This window comes from Ruegeria sp. AH7, assembly GCF_056541325.1.
Genome location: NZ_JBQFYF010000001.1, coordinates 268,864 through 289,813 on the forward strand (window position 1 = coordinate 268,864; position 20,950 = coordinate 289,813).

Here is a 20,950-nt window from a genome sequence, read left to right on the forward strand (position 1 = left end):
CCCGGCGATGGGTGCCGGACCGCCTCTATGTCATCAGATCATCAGATCGAACTGATTAATCAAAGGCAGGCTGCGCGCTCGTTCCCCGGTCAGGTCGAACAATGCGTTCCCAAGCGCGGGCATGGATGGCGGCGTGCCGGGCTCACCCGCGCCGCCCATATGGCGGTTGGTTTCCAGCACGCGCACCTCAACCTGTGGCGCAGTGTGCATGCGGATCGCGTCATAGTCGGGGAAGTTGTACTGCTCCACTTCGCCGTCGGCAAAGGTAATCTCGCCGTAGCAGGCCGCTGATAGGCCATACATCATGCCGCCGAACATCTGGGCTTTGACATTCTCGGGATCCAGCGCAAGCCCCATGTCACAAGCGATCCACGCCTTGTTGATACGGATCGTGCCGTCTTCATCCACCACTTCGATAACTTGCGCAACAGGGGTGCCGAAGCTGTAGGTGAAGGCCACACCGCGCCCGACACCGTTGGCTGTTTGACCCGTCCAGCCCGACATATCGCGGACCGCTTCGAGGCATCCTGCGGAAGGGGCGTGCTCGTCTTGCATCAGTTCCAATCTGAATTCCAGCGGGTCACGGCCTGCAGCATGGGCCAGTTCATCCATGAATGTCTCGTGGAAGAACCCGTTATGGCTGTTGCCGACCGAGCGCCAGAACCCGACAGGGATATCGAGATTGGCGATATGTCCGCTTATGCGATAGTTCGGGACGCCATAGGGCTGGTTGAAGAAACCTTCGACCAATACCTTGTCCGGGCCGGCGCCAGGCAGGCCAGTATAGCGCTGAACAGCTTGTTGCGTACAGGACTGTGAGGCGACGGCGCCATCGATCAAAACCGCTTTGCCATCCTGAACCGCACCCCGCATCCGGGCGATGGCACCGGGGCGGTAGTAGTCGTGGCGCATGTCTTCTTCGCGGCTCCAGGTGGTTTGGACCGGCGTTCCCGGCATCGCCATGGCGACCTTGGTGGCAATGTCACCAAAATCCAGCTCACCACGTCGGCCAAAGCCGCCACCCAGATAGGTGGTATGAATTTGCACGGCTTCGGTCTCCAACCCGGCTGTGTTGGCAACCCGGAACTGGATCAGAGTGGGGGCCTGGTTGCCGCACCACAGCTCCAACGCGTTTCCGGTGTAAAGCGCGGTGGCGTTCATCGGCTCCATCGTTGCATGGGCCAGATAGGGCAGTTGATACTCAGCTGTGATCTCTGTTGCGCCCTCGGGCATAACGCTGACATCGCCATCATCGCGCATGGTCGAGTTCGGGGCGTCGTCGAACGCCTTGGCAATCTCGGCAAAGACCTGATCGGTTTCGGGCGGGTAGGGGGCGTCGCCCCAATCCACGTCAATTGCGTCAACCGCCTGTTGGGCGAGCCATGTGTTGTTGGCGATGACCGCAACTCCGGTGCCCAAATCGACAACTTTCTCAACACCCGGCATCGAGGTTGCGGCACTGTCATTATATCCGTTCATCGCGCCACCCAGCTTAGGGTTCATGCGCACAGCGGCGAATTTCATACCCGGCAAGCGGACATCGACGCCAAACTCTGCCGTACCCGTTGCTTTCTCCACCATATCCAGCCGCGGCTGGGACTGCCCCAGATAGCGCCATTCGGAGGGATCGCGCAGGGGAACCTCGACCGGCTCAAGATCGGCGACATCAACGGCCAAATCGGTGTAAGGGATTTTGTCACCATTGGGGGCGATTACATGGCCAGACGCGGTCTGCAACTCTGCTGGGTCAACGCCCAGCCGGTCGGCAGCGGCGCGTTTCAGGGTTTCGCGCGCCGAAGCCCCGGCCTGACGCATGCGTTCATACCCGTCCTTCATCGAAGTCGAGCCACCGGTGACCTGAAGGCTGAGTGTACGCCCCAACACCCCTAGTGCTTCACCCAAATTGTACTGGATATCCGGGATGTCATAGCCCTTGTTGGGCAGACCTTCGCCAATCAGAGCCGAGTTGTAGTAGGCCGCAGCGGCAGGCCCGTGCAGAACGGTGACCTGATCAAGGTCAACGTCCAGTTCTTCGGCAATCAGCGCGGCCCATGTGGTTTGCACGCCCTGTCCCATTTCCGCGCGGGGCGCGAATAGCGTTACACCGTTCTGGTCGATCAGAATGAATGGGTTCAGTGCAGCCTCACCCTCGCCGGGTTTCAGCGGGTTCGCGGCGGGTCGGCTGACGTAATACGCACCGAAGGCCACACCGCCGACAATCGCGGCGGACCCGATCAGGAAGGTGCGGCGCAGGATTTTTCCAACTTTGCCCATCTCTTACGCCTCCTTCAGTTTGCCAGCGGCGTCGTGAATTGCTGCACGTATCCGGGGATAAGTGCCGCAGCGGCACAGGTTGCCCTGCATCGCGTCTTCGATATCGGCATCTGAGGGCGCGGGGTTTTCGGCCAGCAAAGCTGCGGCCTGCATGATTTGACCGGACTGACAATAGCCGCATTGCGCCACCTGATGGTCGACCCAGGCTTGTTGGAGTGCTGACATGGCCGCAGGCGTTCCGATGCCTTCAATCGTCGTCACGTCACCCCAAACATCCGACAAAACCACCTGACAAGAGCGCACGGCCTCGCCATCTATATGAACAGTGCAGGCCCCGCAGGCCGCGACACCGCAACCGAATTTGGTGCCGGTCAGGCCGACCTCATCGCGCAGAACCCAAAGCAGGGGCACATCATCAGGCAGATCCACCTGATATGCGGTTCCGTTGATTTTAAGGGTGGTCGCCATGGCGCGCCTCTCGTTAGCTGTGGCAGTTTCTGACATAATTGGTGAAAAGTGTCAGCATGTCAATTGACAAAATATACGAAAACTGTCAGAGCTTCTGAAATGAAGGATACGAGCGACGACATACGGCAAAAGGCTATTCTGGCTTCGGCTTTCCAGGCATTTTCGAAATACGGATTCCGCAAGACATCGATGGATGACATTGCGAAAGGCGCGGGTATGTCCCGGCCTGCTGTGTATCTGCATTACAAGAACAAAGAGGCTATCGTTCGCGAACTAACCAGGCTGCACTATGCTGACAAGACAAATGCCGTAGCCGCTGCATTGAAGAAGGCAGGATCAATCTCGCAGGTGTTGAACGCAGCGATTCAGGCGCAAATGGAGGGAATGGCGGCGATACTGGCGTCACCCCATGGGGTCGAGATGCTGGATACGACCAAATCCATGTCCACCGATATTGTCGAACAGGGTGAGGCAGAACTGACTTTGCTATTTGCGGAATGGCTGACCGATATGCAGGCCAAAGGGCGCGCCCGCGTGTTCGACACGCCCCACGACACCGCAAAGACGATTACGGCCAGCCTGAAAGGGATCAAGCTGACCGCCTCCAGCGCCGAAGAGTTCGAACAGCGCACCCGGCAGCTGGCTGCGATGATCGGCGCGGGGCTTGAAGTCAGGTAACCCGCTGACGGATTTTGTATTCGGGCCGATCCCACTGCCTGTTGCGCATGATATCGGCCAGAATATCAACCGCTTGCTCTACATCCGTTACATCAATGTAAAGCGGTGTAAAGCCAAAGCGCATGATATCCGGTGCCCGGAAATCTCCGATTACGCCGCGCGCGATCAAGGCCTGCATCGCGGCGTATCCTTCGGTGAACCGGAACGACACCTGACTGCCCCGTTGCAGCGGGTCGCGGGGGCTGGCCAGTGTCAGGCCAGGGCAGGTGGCCTCGACCCGTTGAATGAAAAGCTCGGTCAATTCGATGGATCTGGCACGGACATCGGCCATATCGGCCATATCCCAGACATCCATCGCCACCGAAAGTGAGGCCATCTGAATGACTGGAGGGGTTCCGACCCGCATCCGTTCGATCCCCGCGCCGGGGCGATAGTCGAGATCAAAAGCGAACGGAGCCTCGTGCCCCAGCCAACCAGACAGTGCTGGGCGCACCCGCTCCGCCAACCGAGGGGCCACATAGACAAAGGCCGGAGCACCGGGCCCGCCGTTGAGGTACTTGTAGGTACAGCCCACTGCAAAATCGGCATTGCAGCCCGTCAGATCTACAGGAATCGCCCCAGCCGAATGAGCCAGATCCCAAACGGTCACCACGCCCAAAGAGTGCGCCAATTCGGTCAGGGTTTTCATGTCATGCATGCGCCCGGTCCGGTAATCGACCTCGGTCAGCATCAGTACGGCGACGTCATCCGTCAGGGCAACGGCCACCTGTTCAGGGTCGACCACGCGCAACTCATAGTCATCGCTGAGCGAACGCAAAAGCCCGTCAACCATGTAAAGATCGGTTGGGAAGTTGCCATTGTCTGACAATACAACTTTGCGATCCGAGTTTAGCTCCAAAGCGGATGCTACCGCTTGATAGACTTTGATCGATAACGTGTCGCCCACGACAACACTGCCCGGTTTTGCTCCGATCAGTTTGCCAATCCGGTCGCCCAACGCCGCGGGCATACCCATCCAACCGGCTTTGTTCCAGCCCGTGATCAGCATTTGCCCCCATTCGTCGGTCATCATCTGATGCACGTGATCCGCCGCCGCCTTCGGAACCGGGCCCAGAGAGTTTCCGTCGAGGTAGATCATCCCCTCGGGCAGAGTGAACATGTCTTTGGTCGTCGCGAAATCAGTCATGGCGGCCCGTTTTTTGTATATTTGGATAGCATTGCCCCTAGGGCGTAAATCATCCCATCTCTGCTGTCCATTGATGCGACAACTGGGGTTTTGCCTTTTCGGTCCCAAAGCGGTAGGACAGCGCCCAGAAACGACACGTGCCCTTACGTGACGTCAGCCCCGAGGATTGACGATGCGCTGGATCGACCTTCCCCCTGTCTGGCTAGTGGGCTTTGCCCTGCTTGCCTGGTTACAGGAGCGCTATTTGGGATTTGGCCTGTCCCTTGACGGTGGGTTGACCGATCTTCTCAGCGGTGTGCTGATCGGGGGTGGCATCCTGCTGGCCGTATTGGCTGTTGCCGAATTCCGGCGCCACAAGACGACAGTCATCCCGCATGAAACACCCAGTGCAATCGTGCAATCCGGTATCTACAAACGCAGCCGGAATCCGATCTACCTGGGAGATGTTTTGATCCTGGCGGGCTTGGTTCTGCGCTTTGACGCCGTTCTGTCACTGGCTCTGGTGCCGATCTTTGTCTGGGTGCTTGAACGTCGTTTCATCCTGCCCGAGGAGGACCGCATGCGCCGCACCTTCCGCGCTGATTTCGCCCGCTATGAACAAAAGACAAGACGGTGGGTGTAGCCAGATCAACCGAATGACACAACGTAATGGATGCTGCGCTTGCGAAATAAAATTGCGCAAGATACATCTTTTCTTAACAATCCATACCCGAGGACCTGACCGGCCTTAGAAGCAAGGGGGACTGCCAGTGAAAATAGGCACACCAAAAGAAATACTGGATGGCGAGAACCGAGTGGCAATGACGCCAGACTCGGCCGTGCAGTTGCAGAAACTGGGCTATGAGTGCCTGATCGAAAAAGGGGCTGGTGCTGCGGCTGGGTTCTCGGATGCGGCATATGAGGCTGCGGGTGTTGAGGTCGTAAAAACTGCGGCGTCTCTCTGGAAAAGCTCGGACATTGTTGCCAAGGTGCGCATCCCGACTGAGACCGAGTTGAAACGGCTGACCAAGGGTAAGACGCTGATCTCGTTCTTCAACCCCGCGGGCAATGAAGAGGGGATGGAGCTGGCCAAATCCAAAGGCGCGAATGTCATCGCCATGGAGATGGTGCCGCGTATCTCTCGTGCGCAGAAGATGGATGCGCTGTCTTCGATGGCCAACATCGCTGGGTATCGTGCGGTGATTGAGGCCGGCAACAACTTCGGCCGGTTCTTCACCGGTCAGGTGACCGCTGCCGGTAAAGTACCACCTGCCAAGGTGCTGATCGTCGGCGCTGGCGTGGCGGGTCTGGCCGCTATCGGCACCTCGACCTCGCTGGGTGCGATCACTTATGCGTTCGACGTCCGCCCGGAAGTGGCCGAACAGGTCGAGTCGATGGGTGCTGAGTTTGTCTATCTGGACTTTGAAGAAGACCAGCAGGACGGCGCGGCCACTGGTGGTTATGCCTCGGTTCAGTCGGATGAATTCCGCGAGGCGCAGCTGGCCAAGTTCCGTGAGCTTGCGCCAGAAATGGACATCGTCATCACCACAGCGCTGATCCCGAACCGCGAGGCTCCTGAGCTTTGGACCAAGGATATGGTCGAAAGCATGAAACCGGGCTCGGTTATCGTGGATCTTGCGGCGGAAAAAGGCGGCAACTGTAAGTTGACCGTCGCGGATGAGAAGATCGTGACCGACAATGGCGTGACCATCATCGGTTATACCGATTTCCCCAGCCGGATGGCGGCGCAATCCTCGTCGCTTTATGCCACTAACATCCGTCACATGATGACCGACCTGACGCCCGAGAAGGACGGTCAGATCAATCACGACATGGAAGATGACGTGATCCGCGGCGCGACCGTGACTCATGAGGGTGAGATCACCTTCCCGCCGCCTCCGCCAAAGGTGCAGGCGATTGCGGCGCAGAAGAAACCCGAGGTCAAGGAACTGACCCCGGAAGAAAAAAAGGCGCAAGAAATCGCAGCCTTCAAGGCGCAGACTAAACAGCAGTTCACCCTGCTGGGTGTCGGTGGTGCGCTGATGCTGCTGGTGGGACTGATTGCTCCGGCCAGTTTCATGCAGCACTTCATCGTCTTTGTTTTGGCGATCTTTGTGGGCTTCCAGGTGATCTGGGGCGTTGCGCACAGCTTGCACACACCGCTAATGGCGATCACCAACGCGATCTCGTCGATCATTATCGTCGGGGCGTTGATGCAGATTGGGTCCGGGTCGTTCCTGGTCATTCTGCTGGCGGCGCTGTCTGTCTTCATGGCCGGGATCAACATCTTTGGCGGCTTCCTCGTAACCCGGCGCATGCTCGCCATGTTCCAGAAATCTTAAGGAGGTCGGGCATATGATTGGCTTTACTTCTGCCGCTTATGTAGTTGCGGCTGTCCTCTTCATCCTATCGCTCGGCGGCCTTTCGAACCAGGAAAGCGCCAAGCGCGCGGTCTGGTATGGCATCGTCGGTATGGCGCTGGCGGTTTTTGCCACGCTGGTTGGTCCCGGTTCGGGTCTGTGGTTGCTGTCCATCCTGCTGATCATTGGCGGTGGTTTGATCGGTCAATACGTGGCGCAGCGCGTCCAAATGACCGAGATGCCGCAGCTGGTGGCTGCAATGCACTCGCTGGTCGGCCTGGCGGCTGTGTTCGTGGGCTTCAACGCGCATTTTGAGATCGGCAACGTGGCGCAGGTCATGGCGATTGCGGATAGTGCCAGCCAGGCGAACCTGTCTGATCTGGGCGCGTTTGCCAAGCTGATCGCCAAGAAAACCCCTGCGGAACTGGCGATCCTGCATGTTGAGTTGTTCCTGGGCATCTTCATCGGTGCGATCACCTTTACCGGCTCGGTCGTGGCCTATGGCAAGCTGGCTGGCAAGGTGACCTCGGCGGCGACCAAACTGCCCGGTGGTCATATGCTGAACGCGGCGGCTGCAGGTCTCTCGCTGATCTGTCTGATCTGGTATACCAGCTCGGGTGGGTTGTTCCCGCTGTTCCTGATGACGCTAGCGGCGCTGTTCATTGGCTATCACCTGATCATGGGCATCGGTGGTGCCGACATGCCGGTGGTTGTGTCGATGCTGAACTCGTATTCGGGTTGGGCGGCTGCGGCGATCGGCTTTAGCCTTGGCAACGACCTGCTGATCGTTGTCGGCGCCCTGGTTGGTTCCTCCGGTGCGATCCTGTCCTACATCATGTGCAAGGCGATGAACCGTCACTTTGTCAGCGTGATTCTGGGCGGCTTCGGTGGTCCGCAGGGCGAGCAGATGGCTGTCGAGGGCGAACAGATCGCGATTGAGGCTGATGGCGTGGCTGCTGCGCTGAACGATGCGGACAGTATTGTCATCATCCCGGGTTATGGCATGGCAGTGGCGCAGGCACAGCAGTCGGTGTCCGAGTTGGTTCGCAAGCTGCGCGCCAAGGGCAAAGAGGTGCGCTTTGCGATCCACCCCGTTGCCGGACGTTTGCCTGGCCACATGAACGTTCTGCTGGCCGAGGCGAAAGTGCCGTATGACATCGTGCTTGAGATGGATGAGATCAATGACGATTTCCCGGACACGGATGTAGCCATCGTCATCGGCTCGAATGACATCGTGAACCCTGCCGCGCAGGAGGATCCCAACAGCCCCATCGCCGGTATGCCGGTTCTGGAATGCTGGAAGGCCAAGCAGGTCTTTGTGTCGAAGCGCGGTCAGGGTACTGGCTATTCGGGCATCGAAAATCCGCTGTTCTTCAAAGAGAACACGCGCATGTTCTATGGCGATGCCAAGCAGTCGCTGGACAAGCTGTTGCCGATGATCGACTGATCAACTGTTGCTAGTAAATTGCAAAGGGCGCCTGCGGGCGCCCTTTTCTTTTTTGGGTAGAGTTGGGGGCTTTGCCCCCAAGCCCCCAGGATATTTGTGGCCAGATGAAGCCTGTGGAATGTGCTATTCTGAGCCGGAACACGGTGACAGGAGGTGGCCATGCAGAAAGTGAATGGTATTGGCGGGGTTTTCTTTCGGGCCCGGGATCCTGAGGCGTTGCGGGATTGGTATGAAAGGCATCTGGGCGTTAACCATTATGATCCAGTGCCCTGGAAACAGCGCGAGGGCTATACAGTGTTTGCACCTTTTGCGCAGGATACCAAGTATTTTGGCCGCGCCGAACAACAATGGATGATCAATTTTCGCGTTGATAACCTTGCGGCGATGACCGCACAGCTTGAGGCCGCGGGGATCAAGGTTGAGACCCATCCCGACTGGGACAGCGAGGTTGGCAAGTTCGCCCGCATTCATGACCCGGAAGGCAATCCGATTGAGCTGTGGCAGCCAAATCAATGAGATAGCAGGTTTGTATACCGTTGCATTCCTGTAAGTATATGAAATAAAAAGAGAATTGATGTATTTCAGCTGTGTCGTATAGTGCCCCGGATAAGACGGAGCCAAAAATGACGCCGATTGATGATCATCCCTTGCGCTATGCGCTGGCCAATGAGCTGCACGCACGGCCCTTTCCAAGCGCCGAGGTGCCTTGCACAGTTGCATTTCTGGCGATCAAGAAGCCGACTGAGTCGGTTGATGGAGATCGTCAGGCGGACATCGCACATCTGACCGATCTGTTGACGCGCCATGGTGCGTCTCGCCCCCAGCCGGATGCAACACATTACGCGGGTCAGATTGGGCGTCATTGGTTGAAGTGGGAACAGCATACCGAGTTTGTGACCTATACCGCGATCTCTCAGAATGTGAGCGCGCGGGCTTTTGACCCAGCTGACTTTGAAGTGTTCCCGGCGGATTGGGTTATGGCCAGCCCGGGCAAAAGGATTACGTCCATCCTGATGCGTGTCGTGCGGCGGCCAGATCAGGATGCGGTCCGTGCTGTGTTGCCCGACTGGTTCGAACTCGAAAGCCTGGCCGTTTCTTGCGTTCTGGATGATGCGGCGATCTGCGCCAGCGATTTTCGCATCGATCCGGCGGGCCATATGCGTTTTGCAGTATTTATTTCCGAAGGCACGGGTCAGCGACGGATCGGGCGTATCATTCAACGCTTGTGCGAGATCGAGACGTATAAGGCGATGTCCATGTTGGGCTTTGCCAGGGTCAAAAGCCTGACGCCGCGCATCGGTGGGTTAGACCAGAAGTTGACCGCGTTGATGGGCGAGATGACGGATGGAGAAAACCATCCTGACGATCTGTTACCTGATCTGCTGCGCATCTCGACTGAGTTGGAAACCTTGTCTGCCCGCTGTGCCTTTCGCTTTGGGGCGACTGGTGCCTATGAGGCCATTGTCAATCAGCGCATTGCCGTGTTGCGGGAAGAACGGTTTATGGGCCGTCAGAGCTTTGCCGATTTCATGATGCGCCGCTACGACCCGGCTATGCGTACTGTGAAATCGACAGAAAAACGCCTGCAAACCCTTTCAGACAGAGCAATCCGCGCCGGGGATTTGTTGCGTACACGGGTTGATGTTGAACGCAGCGCACAGAACCAGGCTTTGTTGGAAAGCATGGACAAGCGCGCGGACCTGGCCTTGCGCCTGCAGCACACGGTCGAGGGGCTTTCGGTTGTGGCCATCAGTTACTATGCCGTCTCGCTGGTCAGCTACGTGCTGTATCCGCTCACGTCGACCGGGTTGAGCAAGGGTACATTGACCGCCTTGATCACGCTGCCGGTCATTTTGATGGTCTGGGCTGCCGTCCACAGAATTCGCAAGCGGTTGGAATGACGTCACTTGCACAGCAGGGCAAGCTTTGTACTAGTGACCGGCAGCGATAGTCACACAATCGGAGCATCCCTGTGATCAGTGTCGTTTCAGCATGGCGGGCTGTGACCGCGATGTTCATCCTCAACGGTGCGTTGTTTGGTATCTGGGCCTCGCGCATTCCGGCGGTTCGGGATCATCTGCAGCTGAGCCATGAGGCGTTGGGCTATGGCCTGCTGTTCATGGCAGCGGGCGCGGTGTGCTCCTTTCCCGTCACTGGGCGACTGACCGACCGGTTTGGCGCCGTTGCAATCACGCGGGTTATCGCGGTTCTCTATACCGGATCTCTGGTGCTGTTGGGGCTGGCGGACAGTTTCACCCTGCTGGCTGTCTTTCTGTTTGTCTTCGGGGCGTTTCACGGGTCGATGGACGTGGCCATGAATGCTTGGGCCGCCGAAGTTGAAAGCGCCTATGAGAAACCGTTGATGTCCTCATTCCACGCGATGTGGAGCCTTGGGGCAGGGCTGGGGGCGATCAGCGGGTATGCGGCTGTTCAGATGCAGATGAGCGTGTTGCAGCATTTTCTTTCCGCAGGTGGTTTGGTCGTGGCTCTGGCTTTGGCGCTGTCCTGGGTGCAATGGACATCTCGGCGTTCGGTGCAGTCGCAGGGGTCAGTTTTTGCGTTCCCGTCTGGGGTGCTGATCCTGGTGGGGTTCACGGCCTTTTGCGGTGCGCTGGGCGAAGGGGCCGTCGCGGATTGGAGCGCGATTTTCCTGCGCGATGTCACTGGCGCTGCCGAAAGCATTGCGACGCTGGGCTATGCCGTGTTCTCGGTCGCGATGGTGGTATGTCGTCTTGCGGGAGGGATGGTGATTGCTTGGGTCGGGCCGGTTGCTGCGGCACGGGGTGGTGGAATGTTCGCCGCTATGGGCGTGTTTTGTGTTGTCTCGGCCGGGGCCGCTCCGCTGGCTTTGGTGGGCTTTACGCTGATGGGCGTGGGATATGCGGTGATTATGCCTTTGGCGTTTAGCCGTGCCGCGAATGACCCACAGATACCGCCGGGGCAGGCCATCGCCAGCGTGGCAACGCTTGGCTATGGCGGCCTGCTGATCGGGCCGCCCCTGATCGGGTTTTTGGCAGAGTTGCTGACGCTGAGAATGGCCTTTGGTGTCTTGCTGCCGCTTGCCGTTCTGATCGTTGTATGCGCCGGCGCGCTGAAGCGCGCCGACTGAGTTTGATTAACGTCCGCGAATACGCGGATCCAGCGCGTCTCGCAGGCCGTCACCCAGATAGTTGACGCTGAGCACCGTGAGCGAGATGGCGAGGCCGGGCCAGAACACGCGCTCGGGGTATTGCTGAAGATAATCAACGCCATCAAACAGCAAGCGGCCCCAGGTCGGGAAGTCGGGCGGGAAGCCTAGCCCCAAGAAGGACAGCGCGCTTTCGGTGATGATCGCGGTGGCAATCCCCAATGTCGCCGACACCATGATCGGAGACAGCACGTTCGGCAGGATGTGCCGCGTGATGATCTGGCTGTTGCTGGTGCCGATGGATCGGGCTGCCAGAACGAACTCTCGTTCCTTAATGGCCAGAACATCACCGCGCACGATCCGTGCGGTGGGCATCCACGAGGTGATGCCGATGGCGCAGACGATCAGGATGAAGATCCCGCGTTCCAGCCCGAATGCCGCAGACAGAGGCTCGCGGAACAGCAGCATCATGACCAGCAGCAAGGGCAGCAGAGGCAGGGCCAGAAACAGATCGGTCAGGCGCATCAGCGGCCCGTCGAGCCGTTTGAAGAACCCAGCGACCACACCGATGAATGAGCCCAAGAACAGCGCCAGCAGCATCGCGGTGATACCCACCGAAACCGAGGTTTGCCCACCTGACATCATCCGCGCCAGAATATCGCGGCCCAACTGGTCGGTGCCAAAAGGGTGCGCCCAGCTTGGACCCTGATTACGCGACCGGATGTCGATCTGCGTCGGGTCGATGGTCCAGAGATATGGGCCCAGATACACTGCAGCGACGATGAAGATGAACAGGACTGCCCCGATCATCGCGCCTTTGTGTGTCTTGAACTGATCCCACACATCGCGCCACTGGCTGCGGGGGGGGGTGGTCAGATCGTCCATCACGCCTGCAGTTGGCAGGGCAGTAGACGCGGGTGCAATGCCTTCATCCGGGACCAGCGTATCGGTACGATCATGATCAGTCATAGCGAATCCTCGGGTCCAGGATGCCGTACAGGACGTCGGCGATCAGGTTGAACAGTACGATCAGCACGGCAAAGATGAAGGTCAGGGTTTGAACCATCGGCAGATCGTTGGCCTGAATGGCCCCGATCAGCAACTGGCCGATGCCGTTCACCTTAAAAACCTGCTCGGTGATGATGGCGCCGCCAAAGATGGCCGGGATACCCAGCGCGATCACTGTGACCACAGGGATCATCGAATTGCGCAGGACGTGGACCATGACGACGGTGTATTCGCTGAGGCCCTTGGCGCGGGCGGTGCGGACGTAATCCTGATTGAGGTTGTCCAGCATCGAGGCGCGCATAAACCGACTCAGCTGAGCGGTGATCTGAAGCGCCAGAACCATGACTGGCATGATCATTTGCTTGAGCTGCACGACAAAGCTGTCCCAACTGTTGACCACCAGCGTGGTGTCATAGATCGAAGGGAACCAGCCAAGCTGGACTGAGAAGATCACGATCACCAGAACGCCCGAGAAGAAGGGCGGGACCGAGAAACCAACCATCGACACGAATGTGCCCATTTGGTCGAACCAGGAATACTGGCGATAGGCCGAATAGATACCGATGGGCAGGGCGATCAGGATCGCAACTACATAGGCAGTGCCAACAACCCACAGGGTCTGGGGGATACGCTGAACGACGATGTCCATAACGGGCGAGCGGGTCTGCCACGAAATCACACGTAGATCACCTTCGGAAAAGGTGGTGCCGAACATGTGGTCAATCAGAACCTGCGGTTCGATCCAGAAGAACTGAACGATCCATTTCCAGAACCGGATATGCATCGGCTGGCCGAGACCAAGCGCTTCGCGCATCTTCTCTTTGACTTCGGGAGGAACGGTGAGCGGAACCTGTGCCATCGGATCGCCAGGTGCGAGTTCGAGGAGCAGGAAGATGACGAGGCTGATGAACAGCAGTGTAGGCACCGCCAATATCAGTCGTCTGATGGTAAAATTAAGCATTAAGAGGCGCCTTTATATGCGTCTTCTTGTTGGGGTGGTGTGCAAAGCACCGCGCCCCGAAGATCGGGGCGCGGCTTTGCAAGGCTAACGCTTAGGAACCGGTCTTGCGGTACCAGTCAGCGATATTCCAAAGTTCGCTGTCCCAAACGTTCAGGACAACGCCACCCAGGGTGTTTGCATGTGCCGACAGGCGACCACGGTGCACAAGCGGGATCATACCGCCGTTTTCAACCATGATGTCGTTCAGCTGTTTCGCGATCTCGGCACGCTGTTCCAGACCGGCAGTTTCGGCCAGCTGCGCATGCAGCGTATCGAACTCTTCGTTGCAGAAGCGGCTGATGTTTTCACCCTGCCACTGTGTATCGGGACGAGGAGCCTTGTCGCATAGACCGTTGCCCAGATAGGACTGAGGGTCGGTGCCGTTGAAGGTGTTGGCGTACATTTCAACGTCGGCATAGAACTTCTGGAATGTGTCGGGCGAGCCCGGGTCACCACCGAAGAAGACCGACGCGTTGATGTTGCGCAGTTCAGTTTCGATACCGATCTGGCTCCACCATTCCTTGATCAACGCCTGGAAGTCCTGACGGACGGCGTTGGTAGACGTTTGATAGACGACTTTCAGCGGAACACCGTCTTTTTCACGGACGCCGTCGCCATTTGTGTCAACGATGCCTGCTTCGTCCAGCAGGGCGTTTGCGCCCGCGATATCCTGCGTGTCACAGGTCATCGAGGTCGAGTTGAACGCAGCCGGGGCCGGAACCCAGTTACAGGTCACTTTGCCTGCCTGACCATAGCCGATCTCAACCAGTAGCGGGCGGTCGATGGCCATGGACATGGCTTTGTAAACGGCCGGGTCCTGCAGGAACGGGTGCGGATGCGTTGCGGTCGACCGCTCGCCTTCCGGCAGGTCAGGCGACGGGTTGGTCTGGTTCAGCATGATACGCTCGACCAGAGGACCGAAGCCCGCAACCGGGGTACCTTTGCCGCCTTCTTGCATCTGCGCGATTACTTCAGGTGCCAGCTGCAGGTTCCAAGCATAGTCAAACTCGCCGGTTTCCATAACAGCACGACCAGCCGCCGTTGCATCGCCGCCACCTTTGAAGGTGACTGTCGCAAAGGCAGGTTTCGCCGGATCGCGATAGTTGTCGTTGGCCTTGAAGGTGATCACGTCATTTGGCTTGAATTCGGTGACAACAAATGGGCCAGTGCCGATGGGGTTAAAGTTCTGTTCGGTGCATTCGGGGGCCTTCGCGCCCATGCAATCCGCGAACTGAGCGGCCTGAATGATCGGGCTTTCACCACCCACAAACGGTCCGTAGGGGAAGGGGGTCGGTTTGTCGAAGGTGACTTTGACGGTCAAGTCATCCACCGCTTCGACATTGGTGACGCCTTCAAACTTGGTGACTTGCGCACAGCCACCTTCGGGGTCCATGCAATAGTTCGCGGTAAAGACCACATCTGCCGAGGTAAACGCCGAGCCATCCGACCAAGTGATTCCCGGTGCGATCTTCCATGTGATCGAGGTCAGGTCCTCGCTAACTCCACCGTTTTCAACGGTCGGAATCTCTGACGCCAGATAGGGCACCATGTTGCCATCTTGGTCGTAGCGCGCGAGTGGCTCGATCACCAGCGATGCGGATTCAACGTCCTTGGTTCCGCCCGACAAAAAGGGGTTCAGGATCGACGGAGCCTGCCAATAAATGATGCTGACATTGCCGTCCGATCCACGCTCGGCCAAGGCCATCGGGGCCATCGCCGTGCTTGCGATCGCACCGAGCAAAAGGGTTTTGATCTTCATAATAAACTCCCGAAAAGGACACTTCCGTGTCTCGATTATCTCCGCAAGGCCTGCGGATTTGGCGTTGCCGCTTTGGGTAAGGGTCTGAATTGTTGCCGCAAAATCTGCTAAGACCCACGGAATCCATGATCTCCCCATCACGGTTACGCGAGGTATCGAAACAGAACTCTGGAAAAAAGCAAGGGTTGCCGTCGGGAAAAATGGCAACGGGTTTGACTTTTCCTGCCTTGCCGCCTTAGCGTCGGGCATCCGAACAAAAAAAGACTACCAACGGGAGCGCGTGCGTGCTGGATCAACCTATTGCACAGATCAAGAAACTGCGGGTCGAGTTTCAAACGAAAGATGGCCCTGTAGTGGGTGTCGAGGATGTCTCGTTCGAAGTAAATCCCGGCGAAACCGTTTGTATCGTTGGCGAATCTGGCTCAGGGAAATCGGTTTCCTCGCTGTCGTTGATGCGCTTGGTCGAGTTCGGTGGCGGCGAAATCGCGGGTGGAGAACTGTTGTTTGACCGCCGCGACGGCGAAGAGATGGACCTGTCGAACGCCGATCAGGATCTGATGAAACAGATTCGCGGCAATGAGATCGGGATGATCTTTCAGGAACCGATGACTGCGCTGAACCCGGTTTTCACGGTCGGACGCCAGCTGACCGAAGGGCTGCGCATCCACAAAGATATGTCCAAGGCGCAGGCCGAGGAGCGCGCGCTTGAGTTGCTGCGCCAGGTTCGAATCCCTGAACCTGAGCGTCGTTTGAAACAGTACCCCCATGAATTGTCGGGTGGCATGCGGCAGCGTGTTGTGATTGCGATGGCGATGGCGTGTGAACCGCGCCTGCTGATCGCGGACGAACCCACGACCGCGCTGGATGTGACCATTCAGGCCGAGATTCTGGCGTTGATGGACCGGCTGAAGCGGGAAACAGGTACGGCGGTGATGTTTATCACCCATGACATGGCCGTGGTGGCGCAGATGGCGGATCGGGTTGTCGTCATGTTCCGTGGCAACAAGGTTGAAGAGGGCACCGTAAAGGAAATCTTCGAGAACCCGCAGCATGATTATACCAAAGCGCTGCTGGCGGCGGTGCCGAAGCTGGGTGAGATGCGCGGCAAATCTGCGCCTGAACCCATGAAACTGCTGGGGGTCGAAGGACAGAACATCGCCCCCATCCCGGGTACCGAAGAGGTTCTGCTGACCGTCAACAACCTGACAACGCGGTTTCCGGTCAAGGGTGGTTTGCTCCGTCGTACTATCTCGAACGTTCATGCGGTTGAGGATGTGTCCTTTACCCTCAACAGGGGGCAAACGCTGAGCCTGGTGGGCGAATCGGGGTGTGGAAAATCCTCGGCTGGACGCTCGATCCTGCGGTTGGTCGAGCCTATGGCCGGCGAGATCAATCTGGACGGCGTCGACATTATGAAACTGGATCCTTCCGGCCTGCGTAAGGCGCGGCTGGACATGCAGATGATCTTTCAAGACCCGTTTGCCTCGCTCAATCCGCAGATGCAGCTGGTCGATCAGGTGGCCGAGCCGATGCGCAACTATGGCGTCGCCTCAGGGTCGGAATTGCAGGACCGGGTCGCGCAACTGTTCGACAAGGTACAATTGCCTCGCAGCTTCATGCGTCGCTTCCCGCACGAGATGTCAGGCGGTCAACGTCAACGGATTGCCATCGCCCGTGCATTGGCCCTGAACCCTAAGCTGATCATCGCGGATGAGGCGGTCTCGGCCCTTGATGTGTCTGTGCAGGCGCAGGTTCTGAACCTGATGATGGAACTGCAATCTGAACTTGGCCTGTCCTACCTGTTCATCAGCCACGACATGGCTGTGGTCGAGCGTGTCAGCCATTATGTGGGCGTTATGTATTTGGGTCGGATCGTGGAACTTGGACCGCGTGCGCGGGTATTTGAGAACCCACAGCACCCCTATACACAGGCGCTGATGAAGGCGGTTCCAATTGCTGATCCAAATCAGCGAAAGTCGGAAAAAGACTTGAATTTCAAACCGATCCCGTCGCCCATTCATCCGATTGACTACAAGCCGGAACCGTCTGAGTACCGCGAGGTCGAGCCGGGGCACTTTATCCTGACCACGGATAGCGGATACTGACCCACATGGCACAGCGTCTGACGCCGCTTGAGATCATGACTGAACTGATCTCGTTCCCAACCGTAAGCCGTGAAAGCAACCTGCCGCTGGTCGATTGGGTCGAAGGGTATCTGGGCGAGCATGGGATCAAGGCGCATCGCTGGCCTGACCCGAACCAACCGCACAAGGCAGCGATCTTTGCGCATGTGGGTCCTTGGGAAGAAGGCGCGGTCGTTCTATCCGGTCACACCGATGTGGTGCCAGTCGACGGGCAACCTTGGGATACCGACCCTTTTGTTGTGACCGAGAAAGATGGTAAATATTTTGGCCGCGGCACCTGCGATATGAAGGGATTTGACGCGCTGGCGATCTGGGCCCTGGTCGAGGCGCACTACGCCGATCTCAAACGCCCACTGCAATTGGCGCTGAGCTTTGATGAAGAAGTCGGCTGCACCGGCGCGCCGCCCATGATTGAGGCAATGCAGAAGGTTTTGCCCAAAGGGTCGGCTGTGATCGTCGGTGAGCCATCGGTGATGCAGGCTGTCACGGGTCACAAGGGCGGGTTCGGTTATGACACGCATATGATCGGGTTCGAGGTCCATAGCTCAATCATGCATACAGGCGTCAATGCGATCATGGAGACGGCGCCTCTGATCAATTGGGCCAATGAACAGAACGCCCGCAACCGGGCTGCGACGCCAAGTGACACGGCGGCGGTGTTTGATCCGCCCTGGACCACCGTTCATGTGGGTATGATCGAAGGCGGTACAGCGCATAACATCACCGCGAAAGATTGCCATTTCATGATGGATTTCCGGACCGTGCCGGATGAAGCCAAGGCCGAATGGCGAGATGCGTATTTCCAGCAGGTGCGCGCGGTTGAGACGCGGATGCAGGCCGTACACCCTGAAGCCCGTATTGAGATTTCCGAGAACTTCTCGATCCCCGGTCTGGTGCCCGAGCAGGATGGTGAGGCCGAAGCTTTGGTGCGCGCGCTTACCGGCGACAATGCCAGCCATGTGGTCAGTTACGGCACCGAAGCGGGCCAATTTCAGGACGCAGGTTATTCCGCGGTTATCTGTGGCCCTGGCGACATCGCACAGGCGCATCAACCGAACGAGTTTATCTCGGTCGCGCAGTTCGAAGCAGGGCACGCGTTCATGCAGCGGTTGGTTGAAAAATTGTCAGGCTGATCCAGCCCTTTTTAAGGAGGCTTCAAATGCCGGTCAAAAACAGACTTGCCGAGATGCAGGATGAGATTACCAAATGGCGCCGCCATCTGCATATGCATCCCGAGCTGATGTATGACGTCCACGAAACCGCGGGTTTTGTGGTTGACCGCCTTAATGAGTTTGGCGTCGATGACATCACGCCGGGCATCGGCCAAACCGGTGTCGTGGCGGTGATTAAGGGTCGGACAGATACCAAAGGTCGGGTGATCGGACTGCGTGCCGATATGGATGCTTTGCCCATCGAAGAGGCGACGGGATTGGACTACGCCTCGACCGTGTCCGGCAAGATGCATGCGTGCGGGCATGATGGTCATACCTCGATGCTGCTGGGGGCGGCGCAGTATTTGGCTGAGACGCGGAACTTCGATGGCACTGTGGTGCTGATCTTTCAACCAGCCGAAGAAGGCGGGGCCGGGGGATTGGCCATGTGTCAGGACGGGTTGATGGATCGTTGGGGCATTCAGGAAGTATACGGGATGCACAATATGCCCGGCCTACCGGTTGGCGAATTCGCGATCCGGCCCGGTGCGTTGCTGGCGTCGTCCGATGAGTTTGAGGTCGTTGTAACAGGCAAAGGCGGCCACGCTGCAGCCCCGCATGAAGCCGTCGATACAACGCTCGTTGCTTCGCATATTGTTGTGTCTTTGCAGTCGGTTGTAGCGCGAACTGTCGATCCGATTAAACGCGTTGTACTGACCGTCGGTACGTTCGAGACAGACAGCGTCGCCTCGAATGTGATTGCGCATACGGTCAGGTTGAAGGGCACGGTACGGACGCTTGACCCCGAATATCGCGCCATCGCCGAGGAACGTGTACGCCGGATTGCCGAAGACACGGCCTCGGCCTTTGGTGCGACCGCTCAGGTAACATGGACGCCTGGGTATCCGGTGACGGTGAATTCCGAGGCGGAAACAGGATACGCCGCCGAAGCCGCCGCCGCTGTTGCAGGCAAGGTGAATGACAGCACCGATCCCATCATGCCGTCAGAAGATTTCGCCTACATGCTTGAAGAACGGCCCGGAGCCTACATCTTTGTTGGAAACGGGGATACGGCCATGTGCCATCACCCGGAATACAATTTCGATGACGACGCGATTCCTGCCGGCTGCAGCTGGTTTGCGGAGCTTGTGGAACGACGATTACCCATCGCCTAACAAAGGGAGAATGATATGCCGATCAGAAACCGCCTTGCAGAGCTGCATCAAGAAATCACCGGTTGGCGGCGTGACATTCATGAACACCCCGAAATCCTCTACGACACCCACCGCACCAGCGCTTTGGTGGCGGAAAAGCTGAAAGAATTCGGTTGTGACGAGGTGGTCACCGGCATCGGTCGTACCGGTGTGGTCGGCGTGATCAAAGGTAAAACCGATACGCTAGGTCGGGCCATTGGGTTGCGGGCGGACATGGACGCGCTGCCCATGCAGGAACAGACCGGGCTGGATTACGCCTCAAAAACGCCTGATGCGATGCATGCCTGTGGGCATGATGGTCATACGGCAATGGTTCTAGGCGCTGCGAAATACCTGGCCGAAACACGCAATTTCGACGGCACTGCGGTTGTGATTTTCCAACCTGCCGAAGAGGGTGGCAATGGGGCCGAGGCGATGTGTCAGGACGGGCTAATGGACCGGTTTGGCATTCAGGAAGTCTATGCCATGCATAACGTGCCGGGCCTGCCCACGGGGCAATTCGCGATCCGTTCGGGACCTCTGTTGGCGGCGGCGGACGAGTTCGACATCCATTTGGAAGGTCATGGCGGCCACGCTGCTAAACCGCAGGAGACGGTGGATACCACGGTGATGTTGTCTCAGTTGATCGTGGCACTGCAAACGGTTGTGTCGCGCAACGCCGATCCGATTGAACAGGGTGTTTTGTCTGTGACCTCAGTTGAGACATCATCGAAGGCGTTCAACGTGATCCCGCAATCGGCTCGTGTGCGAGGAACAGTGCGCACCCATTCCAATGAGATGCGCGCCATGATCGAAAAGCGGCTGACCGAAGTTGCCACCGGCATCGCAGCAACCATGGGCGGCACCGCGACCGTGACGTACAACAAAGGCGTTCCGGTCACGATCAACGCTGAAGAACAAACCGGCTACGCCGAAGAGGCCGCGATTGTGGTTGGTGGAAGCTGCGGCGAAGCTCCTATGGTGATGGGGGGCGAGGATTTCTCGTTCATGCTCGAAGAACGCCCCGGAGCCTTCATCATTCTGGGCAACGGCGACAGCGCCGGGCTGCACCACCCGGAATATAATTTCAACGACGAGATCATTCCAATCGGATGCTCGTGGTTTGCCGAAATGGTCGAGCGCCGGATGCCGGCGGCTTGAAATAGGAGAGAGAAG

The 20,950-nt window shown here is 58.0% G+C and carries 17 protein-coding genes; 11 read left to right on the plus strand and 6 right to left on the minus strand.

Going from position 1 to position 20,950, the window contains the following annotated elements; all coding sequences use genetic code 11:
- Nucleotides 1–33 precede the first annotated feature (33 nt).
- Together ACR0JX_RS01370 and ACR0JX_RS01375 are read right to left on the minus strand one after the other, a co-directional pair.
- Nucleotides 34–2,274, minus strand: a complete 2,241-nt coding sequence (locus ACR0JX_RS01370) for a xanthine dehydrogenase family protein molybdopterin-binding subunit (RefSeq protein WP_480540746.1) — start codon at nt 2,272–2,274, stop codon at nt 34–36.
- Between the two features lie 3 nt (nt 2,275–2,277).
- Nucleotides 2,278–2,742: a (2Fe-2S)-binding protein gene (locus ACR0JX_RS01375; protein WP_480540748.1), complete on the minus strand. Its 465-nt coding sequence runs from the start codon at nt 2,740–2,742 to the stop codon at nt 2,278–2,280.
- A gap of 99 nt (nt 2,743–2,841) precedes the next feature.
- On the opposite strand from ACR0JX_RS01375, the gene ACR0JX_RS01380 reads away from it, so the two are divergent.
- Nucleotides 2,842–3,420: a TetR/AcrR family transcriptional regulator gene (locus ACR0JX_RS01380; RefSeq protein WP_480540750.1), complete on the plus strand. Its 579-nt coding sequence runs from the start codon at nt 2,842–2,844 to the stop codon at nt 3,418–3,420.
- Here the strand turns inward: ACR0JX_RS01380 and kynU are convergent.
- The gene (gene kynU, locus ACR0JX_RS01385; protein ID WP_480540752.1) at nt 3,413–4,606 is read right to left on the minus strand and encodes a kynureninase; all 1,194 of its coding nucleotides are present in this window, start codon (nt 4,604–4,606) and stop codon (nt 3,413–3,415) included. The two genes, ACR0JX_RS01380 and kynU, sit on opposite strands and share 8 nt — an antisense overlap.
- A gap of 172 nt (nt 4,607–4,778) precedes the next feature.
- Between kynU and ACR0JX_RS01390 the strand changes: the two genes are divergently transcribed.
- The 6 genes from ACR0JX_RS01390 to ACR0JX_RS01415 all read left to right on the plus strand — a co-directional run bounded on the left by ACR0JX_RS01390 (nt 4,779) and on the right by ACR0JX_RS01415 (nt 11,501).
- Nucleotides 4,779–5,228, plus strand: coding sequence for a methyltransferase family protein (locus ACR0JX_RS01390; RefSeq protein WP_480540754.1), 450 nt, complete (start codon nt 4,779–4,781; stop codon nt 5,226–5,228).
- Between the two features lie 127 nt (nt 5,229–5,355).
- A complete protein-coding gene (locus ACR0JX_RS01395; protein ID WP_480540756.1) occupies nt 5,356–6,927 on the plus strand; it encodes a Re/Si-specific NAD(P)(+) transhydrogenase subunit alpha in 1,572 nt (523 codons plus the stop codon).
- A gap of 13 nt (nt 6,928–6,940) precedes the next feature.
- Complete coding sequence (locus ACR0JX_RS01400; RefSeq protein ID WP_480540758.1) at nt 6,941–8,392, plus strand: NAD(P)(+) transhydrogenase (Re/Si-specific) subunit beta; 1,452 nt, start codon at nt 6,941–6,943, stop codon at nt 8,390–8,392.
- A gap of 159 nt (nt 8,393–8,551) precedes the next feature.
- Nucleotides 8,552–8,908 carry a VOC family protein gene (locus ACR0JX_RS01405; RefSeq protein ID WP_480540760.1) on the plus strand — a complete coding sequence of 119 codons (357 nt, stop codon included), beginning with the start codon at nt 8,552–8,554 and terminating at the stop codon, nt 8,906–8,908.
- Nucleotides 8,909–9,015: 107 nt separating this feature from the next.
- Nucleotides 9,016–10,293 carry a DUF3422 family protein gene (locus ACR0JX_RS01410; protein ID WP_480540762.1) on the plus strand — a complete coding sequence of 426 codons (1,278 nt, stop codon included), beginning with the start codon at nt 9,016–9,018 and terminating at the stop codon, nt 10,291–10,293.
- Nucleotides 10,294–10,364: 71 nt separating this feature from the next.
- Entirely contained in the window at nt 10,365–11,501 is a 1,137-nt protein-coding gene (locus ACR0JX_RS01415) for an MFS transporter (protein WP_480540764.1), read from the plus strand.
- Nucleotides 11,502–11,507: 6 nt separating this feature from the next.
- Here the strand turns inward: ACR0JX_RS01415 and ACR0JX_RS01420 are convergent, their stop codons facing one another.
- The 3 genes from ACR0JX_RS01420 to ACR0JX_RS01430 form a co-directional block, all read right to left on the minus strand.
- Complete coding sequence (locus ACR0JX_RS01420; RefSeq protein ID WP_170532225.1) at nt 11,508–12,488, minus strand: ABC transporter permease; 981 nt, start codon at nt 12,486–12,488, stop codon at nt 11,508–11,510.
- On the minus strand, nt 12,481–13,488 hold the full coding sequence (locus tag ACR0JX_RS01425) for an ABC transporter permease (protein ID WP_170532227.1): 1,008 nt from the start codon (nt 13,486–13,488) through the stop codon (nt 12,481–12,483). Before ACR0JX_RS01425 ends, ACR0JX_RS01420 begins: the two co-directional genes overlap by 8 nt.
- A 91-nt stretch (nt 13,489–13,579) precedes the next feature.
- A complete protein-coding gene (locus tag ACR0JX_RS01430; protein WP_480540766.1) occupies nt 13,580–15,286 on the minus strand; it encodes a peptide ABC transporter substrate-binding protein in 1,707 nt (568 codons plus the stop codon).
- A 284-nt stretch (nt 15,287–15,570) separates the two neighbouring features.
- Here ACR0JX_RS01430 and ACR0JX_RS01435 point away from each other — a divergent pair, with 284 nt between their 5' ends.
- From ACR0JX_RS01435 to ACR0JX_RS01450, 4 genes are read left to right on the plus strand one after another with little or no spacing between them, the layout of a single operon-like run.
- A complete protein-coding gene (locus ACR0JX_RS01435) occupies nt 15,571–17,391 on the plus strand; it encodes an ABC transporter ATP-binding protein (protein ID WP_480540768.1) in 1,821 nt (606 codons plus the stop codon).
- A 5-nt stretch (nt 17,392–17,396) separates the two neighbouring features.
- Nucleotides 17,397–18,563 (plus strand): acetylornithine deacetylase, encoded by a 1,167-nt coding sequence (gene argE, locus ACR0JX_RS01440; RefSeq protein WP_480540770.1) that lies wholly within the window; start codon nt 17,397–17,399, stop codon nt 18,561–18,563.
- 26 nt (nt 18,564–18,589) lie between these two features.
- Entirely contained in the window at nt 18,590–19,756 is a 1,167-nt protein-coding gene (locus tag ACR0JX_RS01445; protein WP_480540771.1) for a M20 aminoacylase family protein, read from the plus strand.
- A 15-nt stretch (nt 19,757–19,771) separates the two neighbouring features.
- Nucleotides 19,772–20,935, plus strand: a complete 1,164-nt coding sequence (locus tag ACR0JX_RS01450) for a M20 aminoacylase family protein (protein ID WP_480540773.1) — start codon at nt 19,772–19,774, stop codon at nt 20,933–20,935.
- Nucleotides 20,936–20,950 lie beyond the last annotated feature (15 nt).

Excerpts from the sequence above, each read along its gene's own strand:
- ACR0JX_RS01370 (WP_480540746.1), bottom strand. The coding sequence starts at position 2,274 with ATGGGCAAAGTTGGAAAAATCCTGCGCCGCACCTTCCTGATCGGGTCC.
- ACR0JX_RS01375 (WP_480540748.1), bottom strand. The coding sequence starts at position 2,742 with ATGGCGACCACCCTTAAAATCAACGGAACCGCATATCAGGTGGATCTG.
- ACR0JX_RS01380 (WP_480540750.1), top strand. The coding sequence starts at position 2,842 with ATGAAGGATACGAGCGACGACATACGGCAAAAGGCTATTCTGGCTTCG.
- kynU (WP_480540752.1), bottom strand. The coding sequence starts at position 4,606 with ATGACTGATTTCGCGACGACCAAAGACATGTTCACTCTGCCCGAGGGG.
- ACR0JX_RS01390 (WP_480540754.1), top strand. The coding sequence starts at position 4,779 with ATGCGCTGGATCGACCTTCCCCCTGTCTGGCTAGTGGGCTTTGCCCTG.
- ACR0JX_RS01400 (WP_480540758.1), top strand. The coding sequence starts at position 6,941 with ATGATTGGCTTTACTTCTGCCGCTTATGTAGTTGCGGCTGTCCTCTTC.
- ACR0JX_RS01405 (WP_480540760.1), top strand. The coding sequence starts at position 8,552 with ATGCAGAAAGTGAATGGTATTGGCGGGGTTTTCTTTCGGGCCCGGGAT.
- ACR0JX_RS01410 (WP_480540762.1), top strand. The coding sequence starts at position 9,016 with ATGACGCCGATTGATGATCATCCCTTGCGCTATGCGCTGGCCAATGAG.
- ACR0JX_RS01420 (WP_170532225.1), bottom strand. The coding sequence starts at position 12,488 with ATGACTGATCATGATCGTACCGATACGCTGGTCCCGGATGAAGGCATT.
- ACR0JX_RS01425 (WP_170532227.1), bottom strand. The coding sequence starts at position 13,488 with ATGCTTAATTTTACCATCAGACGACTGATATTGGCGGTGCCTACACTG.
- ACR0JX_RS01430 (WP_480540766.1), bottom strand. The coding sequence starts at position 15,286 with ATGAAGATCAAAACCCTTTTGCTCGGTGCGATCGCAAGCACGGCGATG.
- argE (WP_480540770.1), top strand. The coding sequence starts at position 17,397 with ATGGCACAGCGTCTGACGCCGCTTGAGATCATGACTGAACTGATCTCG.
- ACR0JX_RS01445 (WP_480540771.1), top strand. The coding sequence starts at position 18,590 with ATGCCGGTCAAAAACAGACTTGCCGAGATGCAGGATGAGATTACCAAA.
- ACR0JX_RS01450 (WP_480540773.1), top strand. The coding sequence starts at position 19,772 with ATGCCGATCAGAAACCGCCTTGCAGAGCTGCATCAAGAAATCACCGGT.